Source organism: Seleniivibrio woodruffii (assembly GCF_029267515.1).
GTDB classification, from domain to species: domain Bacteria; phylum Chrysiogenota; class Deferribacteres; order Deferribacterales; family Geovibrionaceae; genus Seleniivibrio; species Seleniivibrio woodruffii_A.
Genome location: NZ_JAJUIS010000004.1, coordinates 167,547 through 188,968, shown reverse-complemented (window position 1 = coordinate 188,968; position 21,422 = coordinate 167,547). Strand labels below are relative to the sequence as shown.

16 protein-coding genes are annotated in these 21,422 nt (G+C 48.3%); 5 read left to right on the top strand and 11 right to left on the bottom strand.

From position 1 onward, the window contains the following. Positions 1-2: 2 nt before the first annotated feature. The 5 genes from Q7P67_RS06140 to argC form a co-directional block, all read right to left on the bottom strand. Positions 3-938 (bottom strand): hypothetical protein, encoded by a 936-nt coding sequence (locus Q7P67_RS06140; protein WP_303851056.1) that lies wholly within the window; start codon positions 936-938, stop codon positions 3-5. 219 nt (positions 939-1,157) lie between these two features. Further along, positions 1,158-2,723, bottom strand: a complete 1,566-nt coding sequence (locus Q7P67_RS06135) for a response regulator (protein WP_303851054.1) — start codon at positions 2,721-2,723, stop codon at positions 1,158-1,160. Continuing rightward, positions 2,720-4,258, bottom strand: a complete 1,539-nt coding sequence (locus Q7P67_RS06130) for a cache domain-containing protein (protein WP_303851052.1) — start codon at positions 4,256-4,258, stop codon at positions 2,720-2,722. The genes Q7P67_RS06135 and Q7P67_RS06130 overlap by 4 nt, the downstream gene beginning before the upstream one ends. Before the next feature lie 295 nt (positions 4,259-4,553). After that, positions 4,554-5,756 (bottom strand): bifunctional glutamate N-acetyltransferase/amino-acid acetyltransferase ArgJ, encoded by a 1,203-nt coding sequence (gene argJ, locus Q7P67_RS06125; protein WP_303851051.1) that lies wholly within the window; start codon positions 5,754-5,756, stop codon positions 4,554-4,556. A 93-nt stretch (positions 5,757-5,849) separates the two neighbouring features. Next, on the bottom strand, positions 5,850-6,854 hold the full coding sequence (gene argC, locus Q7P67_RS06120) for an N-acetyl-gamma-glutamyl-phosphate reductase (RefSeq protein ID WP_303851050.1): 1,005 nt from the start codon (positions 6,852-6,854) through the stop codon (positions 5,850-5,852). A gap of 168 nt (positions 6,855-7,022) precedes the next feature. Here argC and Q7P67_RS06115 point away from each other — a divergent pair, with 168 nt between their 5' ends. Both Q7P67_RS06115 and Q7P67_RS06110 read left to right on the top strand, forming a co-directional pair. Then, positions 7,023-7,508 (top strand): cation:proton antiporter regulatory subunit, encoded by a 486-nt coding sequence (locus Q7P67_RS06115; RefSeq protein WP_303851049.1) that lies wholly within the window; start codon positions 7,023-7,025, stop codon positions 7,506-7,508. A gap of 13 nt (positions 7,509-7,521) precedes the next feature. Beyond that, the gene (locus tag Q7P67_RS06110; RefSeq protein ID WP_303851048.1) at positions 7,522-8,733 is read left to right on the top strand and encodes a cation:proton antiporter; all 1,212 of its coding nucleotides are present in this window, start codon (positions 7,522-7,524) and stop codon (positions 8,731-8,733) included. Positions 8,734-8,759: 26 nt separating this feature from the next. On the opposite strand, the gene Q7P67_RS06105 is transcribed toward Q7P67_RS06110, so the two are convergent. After that, positions 8,760-9,497 carry a dienelactone hydrolase family protein gene (locus Q7P67_RS06105; protein ID WP_303851047.1) on the bottom strand — a complete coding sequence of 246 codons (738 nt, stop codon included), beginning with the start codon at positions 9,495-9,497 and terminating at the stop codon, positions 8,760-8,762. 68 nt (positions 9,498-9,565) lie between these two features. Then, a complete protein-coding gene (gene cowN, locus Q7P67_RS06100; RefSeq protein ID WP_303851046.1) occupies positions 9,566-9,886 on the bottom strand; it encodes a N(2)-fixation sustaining protein CowN in 321 nt (106 codons plus the stop codon). Positions 9,887-9,986: 100 nt separating this feature from the next. On the opposite strand from cowN, the gene Q7P67_RS06095 reads away from it, so the two are divergent. Both Q7P67_RS06095 and Q7P67_RS06090 read left to right on the top strand, forming a co-directional pair. Then, complete coding sequence (locus tag Q7P67_RS06095) at positions 9,987-10,982, top strand: AraC family transcriptional regulator (protein WP_303851045.1); 996 nt, start codon at positions 9,987-9,989, stop codon at positions 10,980-10,982. 85 nt (positions 10,983-11,067) lie between these two features. After that, positions 11,068-13,518: an ABC transporter substrate-binding protein gene (locus tag Q7P67_RS06090; protein WP_303851044.1), complete on the top strand. Its 2,451-nt coding sequence runs from the start codon at positions 11,068-11,070 to the stop codon at positions 13,516-13,518. Between the two features lie 50 nt (positions 13,519-13,568). On the opposite strand, the gene Q7P67_RS06085 is transcribed toward Q7P67_RS06090, so the two are convergent. The 4 genes from Q7P67_RS06085 to Q7P67_RS06070 form a co-directional block, all read right to left on the bottom strand. Continuing rightward, entirely contained in the window at positions 13,569-15,455 is a 1,887-nt protein-coding gene (locus Q7P67_RS06085; RefSeq protein ID WP_303851043.1) for a bifunctional UDP-sugar hydrolase/5'-nucleotidase, read from the bottom strand. A 374-nt stretch (positions 15,456-15,829) separates the two neighbouring features. Then, complete coding sequence (locus Q7P67_RS06080) at positions 15,830-17,413, bottom strand: methyl-accepting chemotaxis protein (protein ID WP_303851042.1); 1,584 nt, start codon at positions 17,411-17,413, stop codon at positions 15,830-15,832. A 2-nt stretch (positions 17,414-17,415) separates the two neighbouring features. Further along, entirely contained in the window at positions 17,416-18,366 is a 951-nt protein-coding gene (locus Q7P67_RS06075; protein WP_303851041.1) for a hydrogenase small subunit, read from the bottom strand. Positions 18,367-18,377: 11 nt separating this feature from the next. Further along, positions 18,378-19,811, bottom strand: a complete 1,434-nt coding sequence (locus tag Q7P67_RS06070; RefSeq protein ID WP_303851040.1) for a nickel-dependent hydrogenase large subunit — start codon at positions 19,809-19,811, stop codon at positions 18,378-18,380. Between the two features lie 329 nt (positions 19,812-20,140). On the opposite strand from Q7P67_RS06070, the gene hemL reads away from it, so the two are divergent. Then, on the top strand, positions 20,141-21,412 hold the full coding sequence (gene hemL / locus Q7P67_RS06065; protein ID WP_369696001.1) for a glutamate-1-semialdehyde 2,1-aminomutase: 1,272 nt from the start codon (positions 20,141-20,143) through the stop codon (positions 21,410-21,412). Positions 21,413-21,422 lie beyond the last annotated feature (10 nt).

Below are 21,422 nucleotides of genomic sequence, written 5' to 3'. Positions count from 1 at the left end.
TCCTATATCCTTGTCTGGCGTTTTTTAAGCCGCAAAGGTGCCGCCGCGGCAGCCATGCCTTTGTATACCATGTAATGTGCGCGGCTGATGCCGTTCGGCAGTGCGATTGGGATGCCCTCGATGTTTTTTGTATCGAAGAACGGATATTCCTGCGGAAAGTCCGGATTGTTGCACCCGAAGCAGGGCACGCCCACTCTGGGTTTTGACGAGCGCTTGCTCCAGAGAAGTTTGTTGCATGAACCGCCTGTGAGCGGACCGTGGCAGCCGAGGTGAAAGAACAGGCAGCCCTTTTCACCGAAATCGTTCTCTTCAACGCGGTATTCATGGTATTCGTTGCGGGTGCACCCCTGATGTACCATCATTCCGTACCATGCGAGGGGGCGGTTGTATTCGTCCAGTTCTATCTCGATGCCGCTGTTGAGCATGGCGAGTATGCTGGTGAAAATTTCGGGGTGGCAGGGGCAGCCTGAAAGGTTGATTACAGGCAGTCCGCCGCCTGAAACATAGTCAGCGCCGAGAAGTCCGCCCTTTTCCTTTCGGGTGAACTGAATACCTGTCGCCTGTGTTTCAGACCCGACACCTATCCCGCCGAAGGATGCGCAGGTACCCAGCGCAATGATGTACTGCGCTTTCTTAGCAAGGGACATGAGTATATTTTTTTTCGGAACTCCGAACTTCAGGTCAAACATGCCTGTGCTGGCGGGACCTTTCAGCACATTTCCCTCGACAACGAGTATGTCCAGAGGGATTGAACCGTTTTGGAGAGATTCCAGCAGTTCGTGCTGTTCCTTGTGGGTTTTGATTGATAGGGAAGGGTGATAAAGAGGGTTGATTTCAAGATCAACGAAAATATCAACCAGATTGGGCTTATCGAGATTAAGCAGAGAGACACTGTCGCCATCACAGCCGCCGCAATGCAGCCAGTAGACGTTTTTCATAGGTTTCTCCAATAAGAAAATTAAATAATCATGAAAATATGCTTACAAAGTGCACATACTTTCAAAAAAAGTTTATCAAATATCGACACAAGGTGTCAATTATTCTTACATTTTTGCATAAAAACTGTAATCAACTGGTAATTATGCAAAATAAAATATTTTTCTCTTTATATGTGATATTTACCTACCCGATAGTGCAGGAGAGCCGTAAACATTTGCTCATTCCGGGTCTTTGTAGCGCTCTTTAATGAGTGCTATTTTTGCATATGCTCTGATAAGAGCGTCCACCGCTTTCGGGTCGAACATTTTTCCGCGGTTGTTCTCTATAAACTGAAGTACGTCCTCTTCCGCCCATGCTTCCTTGTATACCCGTTTACTTCCAAGCGCGTCGTAAACGTCTGCAAGGCAGACTATTCTTGCGGAGGGGTGTATCTCCTCTCCCGATATCCCTCTCGGATATCCGCTTCCGTCCCAGTATTCGTGGTGGTCGCGGGCTATGACAGCGCTTGTCTGGAGCAGGGGGCGGGATGAGTTTTTAAGCATGTTGTATCCTATCTCAGTGTGGGTGCGCATGATATTCATCTCTTCGCTGCTGAGTCTGTCGGGTTTGAGCAGAATGGAGTCCGAAATGCCTATTTTTCCTATGTCGTGCATGGGAGATGCCATCTTAAAAAGCTGCGCCTGTTCTTCGTGGAATCCCATTTCAATTGCTATGGTGTAGGTGTATTCGGAAACGCGTTTAACGTGGTAAGCGGTTTCTTTCGAGCGGCTTTCCACAACCTCGCCGAGGTGGTGGATTATATCTATCTGGGTTTCCTGTATCTCTTTGTTAAGTATGACATTGTCAAAAGCGATGCCTGCGTTGTGGTTGAATATGGTGAGCAGGTTTTCAATCTCCGGTCCGAGATCCTGTGAGCAGTCCTCAATGAAAAGCAGGTGTATCTTGTCCTTCATAGTGGGGAAATAGCCGACGTAGTGACTGTCGATGAAGCCGCTTTTCTCTTTTATTACAGCCTCTTTCAGATAAGGAACAATTTCTGTCGGGATCGGTGTGCATGTGTCAATATTCACACCTATGCACTGAGTGAATCTGCCTGTGGCGGCGATTATCCTGAAATCGCTCTCGCCTGTGCGCGCTGCTGTAAAGCCGGAAGTGCTGACATAATATGAGTTTTCCAGACCGAGTATTGACACCACCTGAGTGAGCACGCCCTGCGCGAGCTGTTCAAGGTTCTGGCGCTGGAAAAGGTTTGCTGTGGAATTGATTATCTGTTTCAGACCCTCGCTGTTGCGGTTTATGATGCGCAGGTCGCGGTATGAGCGCAGAGCGGAGAACATGGTGGTGTAAAGCTGCTGGCTGGTGAGTTCCGCTTTGTTCTTATAATCGTTGATGTCATATTCTGCTATGACCTTTTTTTCCGGCGCTTCGCCGGGCTGTCCCGTGCGCAGGATTATCCTGCTGAACCTGTTGCCCATCTCGCCGCGTATCATCTTCGCAAGGTTAAGACCAGCTATGTTGCTCTCCATCACCACGTCAAGGAGTATAACGGCGAAGTCCTTTATCTGGTTCATTATATCAATCGCTTCCTTTGCGGAATATGCGCTGTAAAATTTCAGTTTTCTGTCTTCGAAGATAAAATCGTCAAGAACCATCTTTGTGGTGGTGTGGATATCCGGTTCATCGTCCACGATAAGCACTTTCCAGAAATCTTCTCCATGGCTAGCCATGGGGCTGTCAAGGTCGTCTTCAAGTGCAAAAATAAGGTTGTCGCCGCTGTTAGTCATTTCTTTTCTCCATTAACAGGCATGGTTATAATGAATGTTGTTCCCTGTCCCGGTTTGCTTTGTGTTTTTATGGTGCCGTTCAGCTTTCTGCTGATCAGATTGTAAACTATGTTCATGCCGAGCCCCGAACCGCCCGCATTGCGTTTTGTGGTGTAAAAGGGTTCATATATGCGGGAGAGCTGTTCTTCGTTCATGCCGACCCCGTTGTCTGTATAGGTGAAAACCAGACTGTCTCCTTCCGGTTCTGCTTTAATCTCTATGACGCCGTTCTCTATCTCGTCGAATCCGTGTACGAGGCTGTTGATTATCAGATTACTGAAAATCTGCATAAGTGCGCCCGGATATGACTCTATCGTAAGATCTTCCGGGGCGTGCAGATATATTTTGTGTCCCGTGTTTTTGAACCGCGGGCTGAGACTCTGAAGTATGTCGTTGAAGTAGTTTTTTACATTAAAGATGCGCGGATGCTCGCTGGTCTGGTCAACGGCAACCTGTTTGAAACTGCGCACAAGAGCGCCCGCCCGCAGAAGGTTTGCGGAAATGCTGTGCAGTGACTGCTCGGCGGTCTCGAAAAATTTGTCCAGATCGCTCTTTTTCATCTGCCCCGCACCGTATGCGGCAGTGAGAGCTTTCAGCTTATCCTCAAGGTATGTTGCCGTCGTGACGCCTATACCCACAGGAGTGTTTATCTCATGGGCGACCCCTGCCACCAGATTACCCAGAGAAGCCATCTTTTCCGCTTCTATAAGCTGATTCTGAGTCCGTTTAAGGTCTTCCAGTGAGTCTTTAAGGTCTTTTGTGCGTGCCGCCACGCGGTCTTCCAGTTCGCGGTTGAGTGCCTCCAGTTCTCTTTCCCTAAGTAACAGCGCCTCGTTGGTGTGCACGCCTGACATAATTGTGTAACCGGAGAGAATGAGGATAAAGAAGAAAATGGAAATTGTGTAAAATATAAGTTTGGCGACCTGTGATGCCGCCTCTTTTTTTATGTCGTTAATATATATGCCGGTTCCGACGATCCATTTCCATTCGGGAAATGCTTTGACATAGGATATTTTCGGGATGATGGTGCCGGCGTCGTCCTTCCACTGCCACATATAGTCAACGTAGCCTTCGCCGTTAAGTTTTACAGCCTGAACCATGTCATTGAAGAGATGTTTTCCTTTCGGGTCGGTGAAATCGTCAAGCATTTTCCCGTCCAGATCAGAGCGGTAGGGATGAACAACCATGCGGGGTTCATAGTTTGTTATCCAGAAATAGTCTTTGCGTTCCGGACCGAATTTCATTCCGGCAATGATCGCCGCCGCCTGTGTTTTCGCCTCTTTTTCGGTTATTTTGCCCTGCTGCGCAAGTTTCCGCTGATATTCTATAACGTCGATGGCGGTCTGGGTGAGGTCGTGAATCTGAGCTTTCTTCTGTTCCAGCAGACGTTTTTCAACATCCGGAATGTGTATTCCGAAGATTATGAAAACAAAAAGAGTTACGGATATTCCGATAGGGAGTACGACTTTAACCCATACGGGGATAGTTGTTTTCATAATTGTCACCGCAACAAAATAAATAAAAGCTCATATGTTGATATGAGACAGGTTTTTGACAAAGGCTAAGAAAGATTAGATTGCTTAATCCTTTCAGTCTTCGCAAAGACGTAAGTAGCTGTCATTGCGAGGAAGCCGTCAGGCTGACGCGGCAATCTCATCGGGTTTAAGTTGTTTGTCATCAGTCCGGCTCGTATATAGATATGAGACAATGTATTATTTTAACACAGAAAAACAAAAATAAAAGTTAAAATATGTAAAGAAGCCCCCGCTTTTGGCAGGGGCATGGATGGGTTTAGCTTCTGTAGTCGGCGTTGATTGCAATATATTCCCTGCTGAGGTCGCATGTGAACACTTGTGCAGTTCCAGAACCACAGTTTAAATCCAGCGTTATGCTTATTTCGGACTGTTTCATTATTGCGGCGGCTTCTGGTTCCATCTTTTCGTCGATGATAAGTCCGCCCTTGGCATAGAGAAGGTCTTCAAAGTAAAGGTCGGTTGTGCTTTCGTCCGCTTTAACTCCGCTTGCGCCTACACAAGCCATGAGCCTGCCCCAGTTCGGGTCTTCGCCGTGGAACATTGTCTTCACCAGAGGGGAGTTGGCTATGAGGAACGCGCATTTTTTCGCGTCTTCGTCGCTGTCCGCACCTTTCACGTTCACTGTGATGAATTTCGTTGCTCCTTCACCGTCCTTAACAATCATTTTTGCAAGCTCAAGACATACGTGAGTCACAGCCTCTTTAAACTCTTCCATGTCGGGGATGATGCCGCTCATTCCGTTCGCCATAAGTACAACTGTGTCGTTGGTGCTCATGTCGTTGTCAACGGTGATGCTGTTGAAAGAGCCTTTCACAGCGTCCGAAAGTGCCGCTTGCAGATTTTTTTCGCTGACCATTGCATCGGTGGTGATGTAGCAGAGCATGGTTGCCATGTTGGGGGCTATCATGCCGGCACCCTTTGCCGCACCCGCAACGACGTATGCGCCGTTTGCGGTTTCAACCAGTACGCCCGCCTGTTTCGGGAAGGTGTCGGTTGTCATTATGGCTTCGGCAAACGTATCGGAGTTGCCGTCGTCCAGTTCGTCCACAAGCTCGTCAATGTGCTTTACCATCCGCTCAACGGGGAGCTGAACGCCTATCGTTCCTGTGGAACCCGTCAGCACCTTTGCCGCGTCTATGCCGAGGCTTTCCGCCAGTGCTGCCGCTAGTGTTTCACAGTTCTGAATGCCCGCTTCGCCTGTACAGGCGTTGGCATTTCCGCTGTTAACCAGTATCGCCTGAAAATCCTTCGAAGTTTCCATGGCTTTTATGGCGTGTCTGAGTGGGGCAGCCTTAAAGGTGTTCGCTGTGAACACCGCCGCAGTTTTGCACGGAACTTCCGAATAGAGGAGGCAGAGGTCTTTTTTATCCTTGCCTTTACCTTTAACATCCGCATTAACTGCGCTTGCGAGGAATCCGAGGGGTGCGCATACACCCGCCTTGTTTATCTTCTGTATCATTGTTGTCTCCTGATTTTTCAGATGAAATTGCCGAACCCGCTCCGTGGGGTTCGCAATGACGCTTACGTCTCTGCGAAGGCAATCCCTGTTATTTTAAAGTATACCAGCCGTCTCGTCCAGACCGCACATGACATTCAGGTTCTGCACGGCGGCGCCGCTTGAACCCTTTATCAGGTTGTCGATGCAGGACACGATAATCAGTTTTCCGTCTTTCAGAAAGAGCGATATGTCGATGAAGTTTGTATCAACAACGTCTTTGATGGACGGAACGTGTCCGTTGTCATAGATGCGTACGAAACGTCGGTCTTTGTAGAAAGCCTTCATACATGAGGCAAGCTCTGCAAGGCTTTTGTCGGTTTTCGCGTATATGGTTGTTTCTATACCCTTGTTTACGGGAAGCAGATGCGCCGTAAAGGTTACGTCCGCTTTTTGTCCTGTCCTTTCAAGGATATGGTTCATTTCAGGATTATGTCTGTGTCCGAATATGTTGTAGGGTCTGAAATCCTCGTTCACCTCGCTGAACGAGAGCGTAAGGTCCGCCTTTCTTCCTGCGCCTGTGGTGCCGGATTTGGAATCGGCTATGACGTATGAAGCGTCTATAAGTCCGTCTTTAATAAGGGGGAAGAGCGGCATTATCACCGTTGTCGGGTAACAGCCGGGGTTTGCCACCATGTCTGTATTCGCTATCTCTTCGCCGAATATCTCAGGTATGCCGTAAGCCGCTTTTTCAAGCAGGTCAGGGAAGATGTGTTTTGTTTTGTAAACGGTTTCGTAGAGCTGCGCGTCCTTTATCCTGAAATCAGCCGACAAATCAACCACTTTCAGCCCTTTGCCGTGGAAGAAATCCGCAGCCTGCTGTGCCGCTGCGTGGGGCAGACAGAGGAATACCGCTTCGGACTCCGCGGCAACTTTTTCATAGTCTCTGCCGATGATAACGGTGTCGCACAGGTTCTTAAAATAGGGGTAGACCTCGCTGAAAGCCTTGCCTTCATATGTCTCGCTCACAAGATGTCCGATGCGGAAGCGCGGGTGTCTTACCAGAATTTTGATGAGTTCGTATCCGGTATAGCCCGTTGCTCCGATGACGGAAACTATCATTGCGCCCCTCCGTATTGATTGATAATCAGAAAACATAGTACAAAATGCCTCTAAAATCAAAACAAATATATATGATATAATTAATTTTGCTTTGACAGTGAACTATAATGTCTTAAAATGAATCATATAGAAAAATTATATAGTAAAAATAATTGGGAGGGATTGAAAATGCAGGTAAAAGAGACTGATCTGCCGGGTATCGGGCGAAAATTCATTCTGGAAACTAAAGAGAAGGGCAGAGTTATCGTTATTGTCCACGACAACGGAACAAGGGAAATGTATGTTCCCGACCCGAAAGATCCGGATGAAAGGCTTTCCGTTGGGACTTTCACCGACGATGAGGCAAGAAAACTGGCCGGGATAATCGGCGGAATGGCTTATAAGCCGAAAGCACTTGAAAACATCGATATTGAGATAGACGATCTTGTTATAGAGTGGCACAGGATAGATCCTGCCTCTTCATGGATAGGCAAAACGATAGGCGAACTGAAGGTCAGGCAGTTAACAGGTGTTTCGGTTATTGCCGTCGTTGAGAAAGAGAAAAAGAATATCGTTCCCGGACCGGATTACAAATTCGTATCCGATTCTGTCCTTGTTGTTGCGGGGGAAAGACAGCACATAAAGCTGTTCAAAGAACTCCTCGCCGCGAAATAGCAGGGGAGGCTGAATGGATGCAGTTGTACTTGAAATAGGTTTCGCGCTTGTTCTTATAGCCTCCGTGGGGCTTATTGCCGAGCGGTTCAGGTTTTCCGTCATACCGTTTTACATAATTGTCGGGATGCTGATGGGTCCTCATGTGCCGCATATGGGAATACTTGATTTCCGGTTTCTTGAAAGCTACGAATTTATCGAGTTCATGGGCAGGCTGGGCGTGCTCTTTCTGCTTTTTTATCTTGGACTTGAGTTTTCCGTAAGCAGGCTTCTGAAATCAGGAAAATCCATTGTTGCGGGCGGCGCTTTTTATGTAGGGCTTAACTTCGTGTCAGGACTTTTGCTGGGCTGGATGCTGGGTTTTCCTCTTAAAGAGACCATGGTTGTGTGCGGAATCATGACAAGCTCTTCAACGGCGATCGTTGCGAAGGTGCTTGTTGATCTGAAGCGCACGGCGAACCCCGAAACGGAAATTATTATGGGTATGATAATGTTCGACGACCTTTTCATCGCCATACATATGTCTTTCCTGTCCGGTCTGGTTCTGAGCGGTGCAACGTCCGTCGGCGCAATAGCGAAAACTTCAGTGTTTGCTCTGGGCTTCATTCTGCTGTTCATTGCTGCCGGACGCAGGTTTATGAAATATATCGACAAATCTCTGGATATAAAATCCTCCGAGCTGTTCCTGCTTACGGTGGCAGCGCTGCTGTTCGTCACTGCGGGGCTTTCGGAGACAGTGCACGTTGCCGAGGCAATAGGCGCACTTCTGATTGGTCTTGTGCTCGCTGATTCAGTACATGGAAAGCGCATTGAACACATGATAGTGCCTTTCAGAGATTTTTTCGGAGCCATGTTCTTTTTCAGCTTTGGTCTGAGCATTGACCCAATGTCCCTCGGCGGTGCTGTCGGAGCGGCTTTTATCGGAGTTCTGCTCACCATAGCGGCGAATTTCATTTCCGGCAGGATAGCTGGACGCATAGCAGGTGTTTCGCCTAAAGCGTCCACTAATATAGGTTTTACGCTGGTTTCCAGAGGGGAGTTTTCGATAATCATGGCGAGTATCGGCAAAGCGGGCGGGCTTTTGCCCGTACTCCAGTCATTCGCAGTGGTATATGTGCTTCTGCTGGCTGTTCTGGGGCCGCTGCTCACGAAGGAATCTAAGAATATCTATATGTTTTTCAAATTCATCGGCGACAGATTCAGGCGGGTTCCGCAGGAAAAAAATTGAAGCGGAGGCGAAAACCTCCGCTTTTTTTATCTGCCGAAAATCTCTTTCAGATATTCCGTGAACCGTTTCCATGATTTTTCATCGGCATCCTTACGGTAAGATGGAGCGCCGAATACAGTGAACGCGTGGGGAGCGCCGCTGTAAGTGTGCATTTCGTGCTTAATGCCTGCTTTTTCAAGAGCCTTTGCAAGTTCCGCGAAAGAGTCCATGCTGACAGCAGTGTCGGCTGTGCCGTGGAATATCACAACCTCGCCTTTTGCTGTTGTCCAGTTCTGGTCGGGCGGGGTGTCGAGACCTCCGTGGAATGAGATGAAAGATTTCAGCGGAATGCCTGTGCGGGCGTATTCCAGCGCAACAGTGCCGCCGAAGCAATAGCCTATGATAACTGCGTTGCCGACGTCAGCGCCCTTTGCCTTTGCCGCTTCATATCCGGCGTTCAGCAGTCTGCGCATTTTGGCTCTGTCGGCGTAAAGCTCACCTGTGAGACGTTTCTTATCTTCAATGGCTTCGGGACGAACACCCTTGCCGAACATATCTACGGCAAAAGCGGAATAACCGAGTTTGTTAAGCATCGCAGCCCGCTGCATTTCATATTCGTCCAGACCGTTCCAGTCGTGGACAATGAACACCAGCGGTGCGGATTTCGAGGCGGGGGCGTAATAGCCTTCGTACTCTTTGCCTTCAGATTTGTAGGTCACGGATTCGCCTGCATAGACAGTTCCGGCGACGAACAGGGAGAAAATAAACATGAACAGCCGCTTCATATGAAACTCCTTTGGAGGTATTTGCAACTATAATCAGCGTCTGTATTCAAAACGGCAATAGATTTCTGTCAGCAGCATTCCGATTCACATTTTTCAAGGGCGTGGAGGGCGTCTTCGTCCTCTGTCCGGTCGAAAAGCTCGCCTATCATGGAAGCGCAGGAGCACACAAGGTAAAGAAGCTCCTCTTTCGGGTCTTTTTGCGGGTCGCGGAGGTAATAGCCTTCGGGTATGCGTTCCACAAATCTTTCCCAAAATGCGTTTGAATACTGTGTCTCCTTCAGAACTCTCAGAAGGTGGTCAACAACCTGACACGCATTTTCGAAACAGTTTATGTTTTTAAAACTGACGTAGCTCTCATCAACCTTTATCTCTTTTTTGCAGTCACACATTTTATACACCCTCGGATTTTTATGCTGTTATACAAAATAACGCTTAATATTTTAATGGTATTGTATGTATAATTACTGACATTTTGCGAAAGGGTGAAATATGACCGAAGTGTCGGGGATAACTTTTCAGTACGTTCTGAAGGCTCTTGAAGCGAACGCCGGAGTTGCTGTGGATGAGATGCTGGAGTTTCTCGGTCTTGACGGTTCCGTTTTCCGGAACGAAAAGATAGACGGCGGGCATCTTCCGGCTGTGTTCAGGTATTGTATGGAAAAGACGGGAAATCCGCATCTGGCGCTTGATATAGGTCAGTCCATTCCTTATCAGTCGCTTGGACTTCTGGGTTATCTGCTTCTTAACACACCTACTTTGAAGCAGATGATCGAGAAGTTCAGCAGATATCAGCAGCTTATCAGCAGTCTTTTGAAATTTCATTTCGCAGATGACGGAAAATATTATAAATTTGCAGTATACATCAACGAGAATATGAATATACCCGTTCCGGCGCACCATGCGGAGGTGCATCTCAGCGCTGTTCTGAATATTCTTTCACAGATTCTCGGTCAGAAGGTTGTTCCGGCATATGTATTTTTTTCACGGAAACGGGTACGGGACTGCGCAATGTATCATGAGCTTTTCGGCGAACATCTCTTTTTTGAAAAGGAGGAGAACGCGGTTTTTTTTAAAAAGGACGAACTGAATATTCCGGTCAGCAACGCGAACCGCACCATGCTGGAATATTTTGAGGCTCAGGCGAATGCTATTCTCAGCGAGATGGGGAACAGTTCATGGTTCAACCGTGCTGAGAAGGAGATTCTAAAGAACATCGGCGACAGAAACGTTACCATAGAGCTTGTGGCTGGCGGTCTGAAGGTTGGTGTGCGTACATTGCAGAACTACCTTAAAAATGAGGGAAAGAGCTTTTCGCAGGCACTTGCGAACGTTCGCCGCAGTCTGGCGGAGCATTATATAAGAAACACACGGCTGACCGATTCAGAAATATCGGCACTGCTTGGTTATTCAGAGGTCAGTGCCTTTTACAGAGCTTATAAAAAATGGAATTTTGACACACCGAAAAAACTCAGACGGGAGGTATAGTATCGGGCACCAGTTCATAACGGATTACAAGCGTTGAGATTTGTGTTAAAATTAAAGTGATTATTCGTTTTCATCGGAGTGTGTTATGAAGCGATTTTTACTTTTAATATGTATTTTAACCGTTTCTGTTTTTCTGCTGGCTGGCTGCGGATTATCCGGCAGTTCCGGCGGCGAAAACACCGAAACCGTTAAGGTAGGCGCCCTTCTGCCGATGACAGGTTCAATGGCATCCACCGGAAAAGGGATGGAAATAGCTGTTAAACTTGGTATCGAGGATGTTAACAGACACCTTGAGGTTTCAGGTTCACCCGTCCGTCTGAGCGCTGTCTATGCGGACTCCGCCACAGACCCGTCAACAGCCCTTGAAAAGCTGAAAGAGTTCCACGCGCAGGGAATAAAATTCGTCATCGGTCCGGGGAGCAGTGCGGAAGCGGCGGCTGTTCTGGACTATGCCAACGCGAACGGCATACTGCTTATAAGCAGCAGCACGGCACCGTCCCTCGCCATTGCCGGCGATAACCTCCTCAGACTCGCCCCGTCCGATGAAAATCAGGCGAAAGGGCTTGCCATGATGATGAACCGCGAGGGGCATACACGCCTTATCACGGTCAACCTCGACAACAATTACGGAAACGAGCTCTCAGCGGCTGTCCGCACTGAGTTCACAACCCTTGGCGGCAGTGTGGAGGCTTCTTTCACATATCCTGCGGGAACACAGGACTTTTCCGCTCTGGTTGCCCAGATAAAGACCGCTGTTGATGCCGCCGTCGGGACATACGGCGCTTCTGCCGTGGCGGTTCAGCTCTCCTCTCTGGAAGAGGCTGTCGCTCTTTTTGATGCGGCGCGGGGAACCACGCTTGAAAACGTGAGATGGTACGGAAGCGACGGAAACGCAGACCAGAGTATCTTTTTTGCAAATGCCGATTCTGCCGCTTTCGCCGCGGCTGTGTCCCTTATGAGTCCTGAGTTCACCATCGACGAGGAAGCACTCGCCATGCCCAAAAAAGTTATTCCCGACCGTGCCTTACGCGAGAGAATATATACTCTGAACAACGGAGTGACAAATGTTTCGTCCCTTGTTGGTTACGATGCCGCCTGGCTTATCGGTCTTGGTCTGATGGAAAAGGGTGCGTCCGCTTCTGCGGACGATATTATTCAGGCTGTATTCGATGTGACAAGCAACACCGAACCCGGTCTTGCAGGGGTCAGCGGAAGGCTGGAACTGACTGCGGCAGGGGACAAAGAGGACAGCGGATACAGCTTCCACAGGATGATAAGTTCTTCCGTGTCTCAGGTTACTGACGCTTACACATTTTCCGGCGTAACTCCGCAGATAATTACAGTCTCTTCAACGGGGATAAGTCTGCCGGATGTTCCGGGCGGAACAATAAAGCTGGGCGTTCTGGTTCCCAAAACCGGAGGACTGGCTCAGGCAGGAATGTCCGCACTGAAAGGCATTGAAAACGCCGCCGATTCCATAAACAGCTACTATGCGTTTTACGGATCGTCCAACAGGGTGGCGCTCTCTGTTGAAGACACTGCGACGGATCCCGACACTGCGGTTGCAGCACTTAAAAAACTGCACGGGGAGGGGATTACTCTGGTGACAGGAGTTATCAGCAGTTCCGTTGCCGAGGCGCTTCTGCCTTATCTCAGCTCATACGGCATGACCCTCATTTCGCCGGCGGCTACTTCCGATGCGCTTGCTGTGAGCGGGGATAATCTGTACAGATTTATCCTTTCCGATGCGGAGATGGCAAACGCACTCACAATGCTTCTGAAAGAGGACGGAAAGACTGACATAACAATAATATACAGAAACGATACTTGGGGCGGCGAACTGGCGCAGAGCGTAGCGACAGACCTTGCCGCGGCGGGGCTGACAGTTAAGGCTTCAATAACCTATGAACCGGATTCAGTATCATCATACAGGAAGGCTGTAGACAGCGCGGAGGACGCAGTTTCGTCTTCGACCGAGGGAAAAAGTGCCGTTCTTCTGCTTTCTTATGAAGAGGGTACGCAGATACTTGAATACTCGTCAGGATCGTCGGTTCTTAAAGGTGCCGCATGGTACGGCGGTGACGGATTTGCCAAAAACTCGTCGCTGTTCGATTCAGATAAGGCTGCAAATTTCGCAGAGGAGACGGGGTTCACATGCGCCATATACTCAATCATAGAGGTTGGCAGCAAGACCGTTCCTGAACCGATATCCAGAATGGTGGTGCGGGACAAACTGCATGAAAAACTTGGTTATGACCCCATCACATATGCTTATACTGCGTGGGATTCAGTGTGGATAGGTGCGCTGGCATACGGCGGTTTTGTGAACGATTCCGCAACAACCCTCGGCGGGCAGATAAACACGTTTGCGGGGAAATATATAGGACTCAGCAACTATATGGCACTTAACTCGGCTGGTGACAGGCGTTTCGGGGAATACGGCTTCTTCACTGTTAAGGATGGTAAATGGGCGCTTACGGCGACGTATCACCATACGCCGATAGATTTCCCGACACCTGCAATCACAAGACCATAAAATAAAACAGGGGCGGATTTTCCGCCCCTGATAAATATGAGAAATCAGTATCAGTTAGTTACTGATTTGAGGCAATAAGTAGAGGTGTCAAGAGCCGGCAGAATCTTACCGGGCAGATTTTCAAAATATTGCACAAGCGGGATATAGTAAAGTATTGACGTATCTTCATAAACTGAAGGGTCTGCATCACGGACTCTTTTGAAAGAAAGGTAGTTGTCTTTACCCTGCGCAGTGAACGAGTTGGTTGCTACCGTATACACTGTGTTTGCAGCGATGGTCGACCATGTTCCCGCTGTTCTGTCCTGAACCTCAACATTAGTTATTACACTTCCTTCGGCACCGCTCAGATTTACATCGTATCTAAGTCCTGACGCGTATGGAAATGCACCTGATGAACCTGAGTGCAGCGAGTAGTATGCGGCTTCGTTGAGTACCTGAACAATATCAGATCCTTTCATATTTATCATTGCGACAGTGTTGGAGAATGGGAGAACTGCTATTATGTCTCCCATTGTTATTGTCCCCTGATTGATCGTTGTGCGTACACCGCCTGCATTCTGGATAGCTATGTCTATAGCCGGGTTCGTTTGCTTAAACGCGTCGGTAACTATCTGTGCTGCATAGCTTCCTGTCGGTGTTGAGCCGGCTGTGAATGCGGACGGGATCCTGTCATATCCAAGAGTGGTTGTAACAGTTCCCACAACTTGCGACATAGCCGCTGTTATCTGGTCTCTGTATGGTTTCAGTATATTTTCAATGGTCGTGTTTACTTCTTTGGTTCTTAAAAGACTGGTTTTGTTAATGGCAGTAATAAGGGCTGTTTTTACAGTTTCTGAAACATCGACAAAGGTACCCGATCCATCTTTCTGCTGATAGGGACCGCCAACGGGGATGACCAGCTTTCCCTTTGCCATCTGTGCGATACCGTCGGCAGAGAAATCCACGTTAAGTATCCCCACCGCTCTGGCGTAGCACCATGCCGTCACAACATGAACAGGGTTGCCGTCCGGGGCGGAGACTGTGGTTGGATAAGAACCCAGATCTTCTTCTTTTATGCCGTCGTGAGTGTACCCTTCAAAAGGACCTGTCTGGTTGTCATATGTTTGCTTCAGTCCCACCTCTGCAAGCTGTGAAGGGTTGCCTAACAGGTCATGGGTGTCGCCGCCGACTATAACGTCGATGCCCGAAACATTTTTTGCAAGCAGCAGGTCGTTGTAGTATCCAAGGTGACTGACAAGGATTATCTTGTTAATTCCCTGAGCTGTGAGTTCGGCAACATATTTTTTCGCCGTGTCAATTTCGTCCGTAAATTCGACGTTATCTGACACCATTGACGAATTTTTTGTCTTTTCGACTTTCAGAATACCGAGAAGGGCTATCTTCTGCCCGTCTATTTCTTTGATTACATAAGGTTTTATCTTGTCCTTAACTCTGTAGAGAGGACTTTCAGGTTTGGGAGTTATGTTTGAAGAGAGGATAGGGAAGTTCGCTATCTCAATAAGTTTTGCAAGTCCTTCATCCCCTTCATCAAACTCGTGGTTGCCCAGAGTATACCCGTCAAGAGCAAGCTCGTTAAAGACTTTGAAGTCAGGTTCGCCTTTGAACATTGAGAAATACAGCGTTCCATTCAGCTCGCCGCTGTTCACAACGATGCTGTTCGATGTTCTTTCTTCCTGTATTACCTCTGCCAGTCTGGCAAAGCCGCCCATTTGTACACGTGTGGCCACTCCGTCGATAGTTAAATCATATGCCGAACTGTCCAGATACGAGTGGTGATCGTTAGTGTGGATCAACTTAACGCTGACTGCCGAGTTTTTTGGCGCATTGTCCTGTGGTTCTTCGTCATTATCATCGTTTCCACATGAGTACAGCAAAGCGCTGAGACTGATAACCAGTGCGAAATGCAAAAGCAGTTTTATCCACTTTTTTGAATACATTTTTGAGATACCCCCTCTAAAATTAGTAAGCGTACTTTATCGTGTATTTTTCATGGATTTATTATGCGCAAGTCAGGGAAATGAGATTTAATTCAAGTTAATATCATTTATAATTGGATATCTGTTCTGTGCAGGCGGGAATACCCGCTTATTTAAGCGAATTTTTGAAACTGGGGACAGGATAACAGTTGAGGTGCGCCCCTTAATTTAGCATCATATGCACAAATATATTTGGGGAATACGGCTTCTTCGCTGTTAAGGACGGTTAATGGGCGCTTACGGCGACATATCAACATACGCCGATAGATTTCCCGACACCTGCATCACAGGACCTTAAAATAAAACAGGGGCGGATTTTCCGCCCCTTACTTTTTCTATCGTGTTTTGAACTTATCTGCGATGGCACGCATGTGCGAACTTTTTTCACCGAGATATCTCGACGTTTCCGCGATGCTGTTCGACACCTTGCCTGTGTGCGCCATATTGTCGTTTACGTTTTCGATGCTGTTCAGCGTCACTTCCAGTGCAGAAATACTCTGGGTCATCATCTGGGTCAGACTGACAATGTTTCTGGTGATGTCCTCCATCGTCTTTTCAACCTCTCTGGTGAAATCCTGAATATCGGTGATGCCCTGATTCATGCTCTGGGCGTGGTCTTTGTTGCGGTCAATCTCGCTCACTATTCCTGTGATTATCTTCGTGTTGTCCGAAACTATCGACTTTATGTCGTTCGTTGCGCTTGTTGTGCGCTCGGCAAGTTTGCGTATCTCGTCTGCAACAACAGCGAAACCGCGTCCGGCTTCTCCCGCCCGTGCCGCCTCAATGGCTGCGTTCAGCGCCAGCAGGTTTGTCTGGTCGGCAATCTCGTTGATAAGGTTGGTTATGCTGTTGATATCGTTCGAGCGCTGTTCAAGGGCATAAATTGTTTTGCTGAGCGATTCAACAGACGATGTCATTTCGTTTATCATTCCTGTGATAGCCATTACGTTGTTAAGTGAAGACGATATCGCCTCTCTCTTTTCATTCACACTGTCGGTGATTGCGGAGAGGTTGTGTATGTTGTCGTGCAGGGTTGCTGAAACCTGCTCGGAAGACGCGGATATGGTGGCGATACTTGAAACGTTGTCCTGAACGGAGCCGTTTATTGTATCCATGGACGAACGGATGTGGGAAACGTCGCCGTCAACGTCCTCGATCTTGTCTTTCAGCTCGGCTATCATATCCCGCAGGTGTCCGATGAAATTGTTTATCTTGGTTCTCAGGGTGCCTATCTCGTCCATGCGCCTCACTTTCATCTCGATGGTGAGGTCGCCCTGACCGGAGCAGAGGTCGTCCATTATGTCGTTAGCCTTCTGGAGCCTTTCGAAAACCAGCTTCTGCATGACAGCTATGAGTATGACGACGAGGGATACCCCCGCCACAAGCAGGAGAATGTAGTTTATCCATGAAGCTGTTTCGATTTTTGAGATGGAAGAGGAGTCCAGCGACACCTTATAGAAGGAGTTGACACTTCCTTCCGACCATTCCCTGTGGCAGCGCAGGCAGTATTGTGCCGTTGTTACCGGGTAGTAGAATGTTGTTATGCCGTTTTCCACATAAAGCACCTCTTTGTCCTGAGATGCGTGGGACAGGTCTTCGGATTTTCCCACCGATTCGGGGTGAGAAGAATAGCGCACCAATCCCTGCGGAGTCAGCAGCGAGAACTCTTTCACGAGTTCGTAGTCGCCTATCTCGGTGAGCAGTTCGCTGAACAGTGTCATGTTCCCCTTTTTCAGCGAGTCGTATGTGGACATGAAAATCATCTCTTTCAGGTAGTCCATGTACTGATTCATGGCGGTTTTCGTGAGAGAGTTTTTGCGCATGTCCATAACGATGAGAACGGCGAATATCGCCAGCAGCGGGGCGAGGATATAGAGTGTTGCCCGAAATTTTATGGATTGTTTAAAGTCTTGTTTCACGGCTATTTCTCCATCTGTTTTTTCATTTCAGACCATGTAAGGTCTTTGAATGACTCTTCCTCAAGGTAGAGCGCCGTTCTGAACGGAAATTCCTGATGTATGCAGCCTATGCAGGGTGCGTTGCTTTCGATACAGACGCTGACTTTGCCGTTCCATCTTCTTGTGGGGCAGTCGGAATAGGTCACGGGACCTCTGCACCCGTTTTTCAGGAGGCAGTTCAGCTTCTCCGTTTCGAAGTTCTTCGTATAGTGTCCCTGATTGAAAGCCTGATAGCGTCCGCACTGGTTGTGTATCAGGTCTGGATAGTACTTTTTCGGTACGCCTTTAACAAGTTCGGGTATCTTGCCGGTTGCGACGATATAAGCCACAGTGCCAAGGAGCCTGTCGGGGTTTATGGGGCATCCGGGTATCTTTATCAGAGGCTTATTAACCTTCATCCGCCGCATGTATTCGTCGATTGGTATGGCTCCGGTGACGTTCTGATTGGATGCCGGAATACCACCGTAGCAGGCACATGTGCCCGAAGCAACAACCGCCGCCGCCTTTTTCATGAGCTTATGGAGATAGTCGTACATCGGTTCGTCGTTGAATATGCAAGCCTCTTTCATTCGGGCCGGAACTGAGCCTTCGCAAACGAGGTAGAATGGACCGGAGTTTGAAACCTCTATTATGGAGCGCATGTAGTCGGTGCCTTGACTGAACGAGAGGTTGGGATGCACCTGAAGCCGCACTATATTACTTATAAAATTGATGAAATCCTCTTCGTTGCCGTATGTCGCAGAAATGCTGCATCCGGTGCAGCACTGTGACTGGATAAAGATGAGCTGCGGGCGTTTCGATTCGGAAAGACGTGTGAATCCTTCTGCAACCTCATTGGTGAACACACAGGAACCGAACACCATGGATGAAACCTTTGCGCAGTTTTCCAGAAACTGCCTTCTTGTCATGTTCATGATGCGCCCCCTTAATGCACGGAACAGGCTGTGCAGGGGTCATAGCTTCTTATCACCCTGCCCACTTCGATGGAGTTTTCGGAGCTGTATGCAACCGGCGTTCCGACGAGGGACTGTTCCACAACACCCCGTTTGCCGTTTGCCGCGGGACCGAAATTCCATGTGCTCGGCACAATCATGTTATATCTGGTTATTTTACCGTTCGACGCTTCGATTTGGTGGATAAGGTCTCCGCGTGCCGCAAGAGAAAGCCCTATGCCCTTTCCGCTGACCTTTCTGGCGAAGTCCACCTGCCTTATGGTCGGTTCGCCGAAACGATATGAATCCAGAAGATTGTACATATGGTCGAGGAGTATCCTGGTTTCAGCAGCCCGCGCGACGTGGCGCGCCATGGTGGAAGACTTGACGGGTGCGCCGAGCTTTTTCATCATGCCGCTGAAATAGCTGTTGTTACCTATTATCAGTCTTGCCAGAGGTCCTACCTCCACAGGTTCGCCTTTATATCTGGGCGATTTTGTCCAACTGTAAGCGTTTTTCTTTTTCGGGTTCGGATTTCCGCTTCCGTCGTAAAATGAGGTATCGAGATATTCCTTAACGTTAGCCATGGAAAAGGCTTCCCTTTTGCCGTTTAAGATGACTCCGCTCTCGAATATCGGTTTACCCAGCGCTGTGAACGTTTTATTTGAGTAGAAGTTGCCGTAGCTTACCCCTATGTTGAAATATTCCTTGAAATGCTTCGCAACCGCCATAACGTCGGGGATGTAACAGTTGACGGTGAAGTGTTTCACCTTTTCAAGAACGTTGTGATAATACATCAGCTTATCCGGCGTTATGTCCGTCGTTATGCCGCCGGGCAGAACCGCATGGGAGAAAGGAGCCTTCGCGCCGATTATCGCCATGCCGGAAGCTCCCATGCTGCGTATCTTCAGCGCCTGAAAATAGTTTGCAACGATGCCGAGTGCCGTGGAGGTGTGGGTTATATAGTTTCCCGCGTTGCGCTTGAGAACGAACTGTGGCTTGGTCTTTGAAACCCAGTTTTTGAGCGCCAGAATCTCCGTGTCCCCGCCGTTATAGTTAAGTATCTGCGTGAAATCTACAAAGTCAGGTACGCAAAGAGTATAAAAATGAAGAAAATGGTCTGTGATAAGGTGCAGACCAAGAATCATGTCCCTCAGGATATGTCCGTTTCGGGGAGAGGGGTTGTTGTAAAGATCTTCAAGCGCAATAATAGACGCAACGCCGTGAACCTCGTGGCACACGCCGCAAACTCTCTGGGCTATTCTCGCCGCGTCAACCGGATGTCTGTTTTCAAGGAATTTTTCAAAGCCGCGATACATCTGTCCGCTGATAAAGGCATCGGTCACCCTTTGGCTGTCGGTGTGTGTTTCAACCTTGAGATGTCCTTCAATCCGTGTCAGCGGCTCGATTGCGATGGTTTTAGACATGCAGGAGCCTCCAATAAGAAAAAAATAAGATATCACCCTGTGGATGAATATTACCATGGTTCATTAGGCGCGCAACACGAATCGCATATCTTTTTAATCGTTGGCAGTCTATTTGTCTTATATTAAAAGGTTTAAATTTTTTTATACATGTGAAAACATGGTGATTTAAATGCTAACTATATCCTGTTTTATTCAACTGGAAGTTTAATTGTTTTATTATATCTCAGACGGGTAAATCAATTGGAGTGATTAAAATGCGTGGCTGTATAAGTTAACAGTTGAGAGACGCACCCATATCTTGTATTATCTGCACAAATATATTTCGGGAGATGACGATGAATATCTTCGAAGAATCCAAAAAATTTATTCCGGGCGGAGTTAACAGCCCTGTGCGTGCCTACGGCTCCGTGGGCGGCGACCCTGTTATTGTTAGGAGCGCGAAAGGTTCTAAAATCTACAGTGAAGACGGAAAAGAATACATAGATTATGTCTGCTCCTGGGGACCCATGATAACAGGTCACGCAGACGACGATATCATAAACGAGGTCAGGCACGCCGCTGAACTCGGCACAAGTTTCGGTGCACCCACAAAGGCGGAACTGGACATTGCTAAGCTCATCTGCGGCATGGTGCCTTCCGTTGAGATGGTTCGTCTGGTGAGCTCCGGCACGGAAGCGCTCATGAGCGCCATCCGCCTTGCCCGTGCCTACACAAAACGCGATAAGATAATCAAATTTGAAGGCTGCTACCACGGTCACTCCGACAGCCTGCTTGTTAAATCCGGCAGCGGACTTCTGACATTTAACCAGCCATCAAGCCCAGGTGTTCCGGAAGATTTCGCGAAACACACACTTATAGCTCAGTACAACGATATTGAATCTGTTAAAAAGCTGATATCAGAGAACAAAGGGCAGATAGCATGTCTCCTTGTGGAACCCGTTGCAGGCAACATGGGACTTGTTCTGCCGAAAGACGGTTTTCTCGCGGATCTTCGCAAGGCTTGCGACAGCGACGGAATAGTTCTGCTTTTCGATGAGGTCATCACCGGTTTCCGCATCGCTAAAGGCGGCGCACAGGAATATTACGGCGTGATGCCCGACATCACCACAATGGGCAAGATAATCGGCGGCGGGCTACCCGTAGGTGCTTTCGGCGGAAAGCGCGAGATAATGTCCATGATGTCCCCTATCGGTCCCGTTTATCAGGCTGGAACTCTGTCCGGCAACCCCCTTGCCACTGCGGCAGGGATAGCGATGCTTAAAAAACTTTCCGAACCGGATTTCTATAAGAATCTGAAAGCAAAGTCTGATATTCTTTACGATGCAATGGCTGACAACTGTAAAAAACTCGGACTGAACTATGCCTTCAACCGCGTTGAATCCATGGCTTGCATGTTCTTCACAGAGGGGCGTGTTGACAGCTTTCAGGATGCAATGAAGTCTGACACCGGCAAATATGCTAAATTCTTCCACGAAATGCTCAACCGCGGCATCAACCTTGCGCCCAGCCAGTTTGAGGCGATGTTCGTCTCTTCTGCGCACACTGAGGCTGACCTTGAAAAGACGGCGAAAGCACACTTTGAAAGTCTCAAAGCTCTGTAGAACGGCGTAA